The organism is Ruminococcus sp. CAG:57, assembly GCF_000435935.1.
Classification (GTDB): Bacteria; Bacillota; Clostridia; order Oscillospirales; family Ruminococcaceae; genus Hominimerdicola; species Hominimerdicola aceti.
Map to the genome: position 1 here is coordinate 1 of NZ_FR890684.1, position 2,839 is coordinate 2,839.

Here is a 2,839-nt window from a genome sequence, read left to right on the forward strand (position 1 = left end):
ACATCCTTGCCGCAGAACATGATTCTGCCGTTATCTTCCTTTAAAATTCTGAGCGAACCAAATTCCTCATTTTCAAATATCTTTATCATATTATTCATTTGCATTCTCCTTGTCAATTTCTAAAATAAACCTTGCAAGAGCCTCAATAACATTCGTAGTAACGGCATTTCCTGCCTGCTTGTAAAGCTGTGCGTCGGACATTCCGGTTGCCGCCACCTTGTTGAACTGCTCGTCTGTAAACCCCTGCAAACGCCAGCATTCCAAAGGCATGAGCCTGCGGATATATCCGCAGTAGATCACCCCGTGTTTATCGGTGACAGTTATCGTAAACATCGGTTCGTTTGGGAGTTTAAATCTTCGCCCTTGCTGACGAACTTTCTCCTTTTCGGGAGTAAGCACCGCAATCGGATCGCTAATCACGATCACCCCCGACTTTTCTCCTTTATGGTGACCTATACCGCTGTCCTGCCTTGACGTTATGCACCTCGCAAGCTCTGTAACTTTCGGTTCGGGATTCATATCGATACACATAGCGTAATATCCCTGATTACAGCTTGTTGTCAGCGTGTGTGCTACATCGTGACCTACACGTCCTCGTCTTGAATTAATGTTAGGGTAGGCGAGATCAATACTGTCGCCGGGCAATGCTAACTGATAGCCCGACTTGGTTTTGACCTTGATCGGAAGTCCTATGATCTCGTAAAGTCCTGTCTTTCCTCCGAAGCCTCCTGCCGTTCCCGTAAGCGTTATGCTCAGTCCGTCGGCTGAGTACACTCTGCAGCCCTCTCGTCCGGGTATGCGTTGTACAAGAGTTTTTGGATTTGCGTCCGTGAAAGACAATACTTTTCCGGCGCATTTTTCTCTAAGAAATCCGATAATGAACACTCTTTTTCGGGATTGGGCGACTCTAAAATTTGCGCTGTTAAGCACCTGCCATGCGACATCGTACCCCAATTCGTCCAGCGAACCAAGGATGGTCGCAAACGTCCTGCCTGAGTCATGCGATAACAATCCGGGTACGTTCTCAAGCAGCAGATATTTAGGTTTTTTAACGGCAGCGATTCTGGCAATTTCAAAGAACAGAGTTCCTCTTGCGTCGTCAAATCCGCCCCTTTTTCCAGCGATTGAAAAGCTTTGGCAAGGGAAGCCTCCGCATATAAGGTCGAAATCGGGTAACTCGTTTGGGTTGATTTTTCTTGCGTCATCGTAATACACCTCGCCTTCCGTATCGTACATTGTTTCGTATGCTTTTTTAGCATATCGGTCAATCTCGCAGTACCCGACGCACTCAAAGCCTCCTGCTTTTTCAAGTCCTGAGCGGAATCCGCCGATGCCTGCAAAGATATCGAAATACTTTATCATTTATCACCGATCCTTTCTTGTTTGTGTAATAAAAAAACGGCTAAGTCTTTTTCAAAACTTAACCGTTACATTGACATTTCCATTTATTCGGATTCTTCAAAACCCTCAGTTTCTGTGATTTCTTCAGATTTTTCCTGCTCATCCGCCATAGCCTGTTCCTGTTCGATTTTATGAAACTTATCCACATCGGGGATAACGCCAAGCGTTCTTCCGTTATCAAATTTACAGTGCAGAGTACCCGCATCGTCCACAAATTGAACTATGCCTTTAGTACCTGGTGGAATTGGACGGGGATCGTTATCCATACTGTCAAGGCATATCCGAGTTCCTTCGGGATATCTCTGTCTAAGCGTTTCTACTTTCTTTTCGTTGTAAATCATATTACACCTCACATCGTCATTCCCATATCGGGTTCTTCGGTCATGTCCTCAAACTGATCGCTGTTCATTTCTTCCTCCGTCTGCAAAAACCATTTGTCGGAATTCCAAAAGCTGATATAAATTTCTCCGTCGGGAGTTTTTATCGGTCTTTGCTCCAGACTCTCTCCTGCGCCGTCGCTTAACTGCCCGGTACAATATTCACGGAGATCCTCAAGTTCATCTTCCGTAAGCTGACCGTGAACGTTTGCTGTGACCACTCCCACAAGTTCTCCGTTATGTTCTTCGACCGACATAAATGCGGAAAACACCTTTCGGTCAACAGAATTGCCTCTATCGTACCAATGCATCAGACCTCGCTCTTTTTCTTCGGGCAAATTGAAATCGCTGATAAAATGATTTATCTCCGATTTGTAAGCAGAAGCTTCATAGGAGGAGATTTTTTCGTATTCCTCATCAGACCAACATTCAGGTACTCTGCTGATCTCAAGGGGACAGTAAAATTTCATTTCCTGCAAATGCGTCTGAATATGATTTTCGTACAACAGCTTTGCGTTTGGAATATACTGAACGTATCTAGCGTAGGATGAGCCTTCAGCTTCGATCAGCAGACCGTCACCCTGTTCCTCATCGTAGATCAGCAGACAATGATAAATATCATTGCTGTCACAGTACATCAAATCTGTGTTCTCAGCGATCAGGTCATTGTCCTGCAAGGGATGCCTTTTCAGATTATCAAACTCAGCATGAGAAACTGCTATCGCTTTCTCCACCGCACAGGACTTTGTCTTAAATTCTAACTCCTTGCGAAGCAGATTGGTGTTGATTATAAGTTTGTTGTTCATTGTGTTTCCTCCATTCGTTTTATTTTTCCTTTTTAATAGTATATCTGCCACATGGCTATCACGTCCTTCCTTGAGGAATAAAAAAAGACCGCTTTGTCGTTTATCACATTTCGTGATATTTGACAAAACAGCCTTCTAAACTTTGTGAATGTTTTTTCATAAAAAAAAGCAAGCCGGGAGCGAAATCTGCTCAAAGCTTGCCGTTTTATTTGACAATATTCATTTGTCGAGGGTTCAAATCCTTCCGGTCGGTGA

At 44.1% G+C, this 2,839-nt stretch carries 3 protein-coding genes; all 3 read right to left on the bottom strand.

All coding sequences use genetic code 11. The features are described from left to right. Nucleotides 1-90: 90 nt before the first annotated feature. The 3 genes from dcm to QVO88_RS00925 all read right to left on the bottom strand — a co-directional run bounded on the left by dcm (nucleotide 91) and on the right by QVO88_RS00925 (nucleotide 2,584). Complete coding sequence (dcm, locus tag QVO88_RS00915; protein ID WP_022286654.1) at nucleotides 91-1,362, bottom strand: DNA (cytosine-5-)-methyltransferase; 1,272 nt, start codon at nucleotides 1,360-1,362, stop codon at nucleotides 91-93. 83 nt (nucleotides 1,363-1,445) lie between these two features. Continuing rightward, nucleotides 1,446-1,742 carry a DUF4314 domain-containing protein gene (locus QVO88_RS00920; protein ID WP_022286655.1) on the bottom strand — a complete coding sequence of 99 codons (297 nt, stop codon included), beginning with the start codon at nucleotides 1,740-1,742 and terminating at the stop codon, nucleotides 1,446-1,448. Between the two features lie 8 nt (nucleotides 1,743-1,750). Beyond that, a complete protein-coding gene (locus QVO88_RS00925; RefSeq protein WP_022286656.1) occupies nucleotides 1,751-2,584 on the bottom strand; it encodes a DUF6329 domain-containing protein in 834 nt (277 codons plus the stop codon). Nucleotides 2,585-2,839: the final 255 nt, after the last annotated feature.

Coding starts and splice junctions, on each gene's coding strand:
- dcm (WP_022286654.1), bottom strand. CDS start 1,362: ATGATAAAGTATTTCGATATCTTTGCAGGCATCGGCGGATTCCGCTCA.
- QVO88_RS00920 (WP_022286655.1), bottom strand. CDS start 1,742: ATGATTTACAACGAAAAGAAAGTAGAAACGCTTAGACAGAGATATCCC.
- QVO88_RS00925 (WP_022286656.1), bottom strand. CDS start 2,584: ATGAACAACAAACTTATAATCAACACCAATCTGCTTCGCAAGGAGTTA.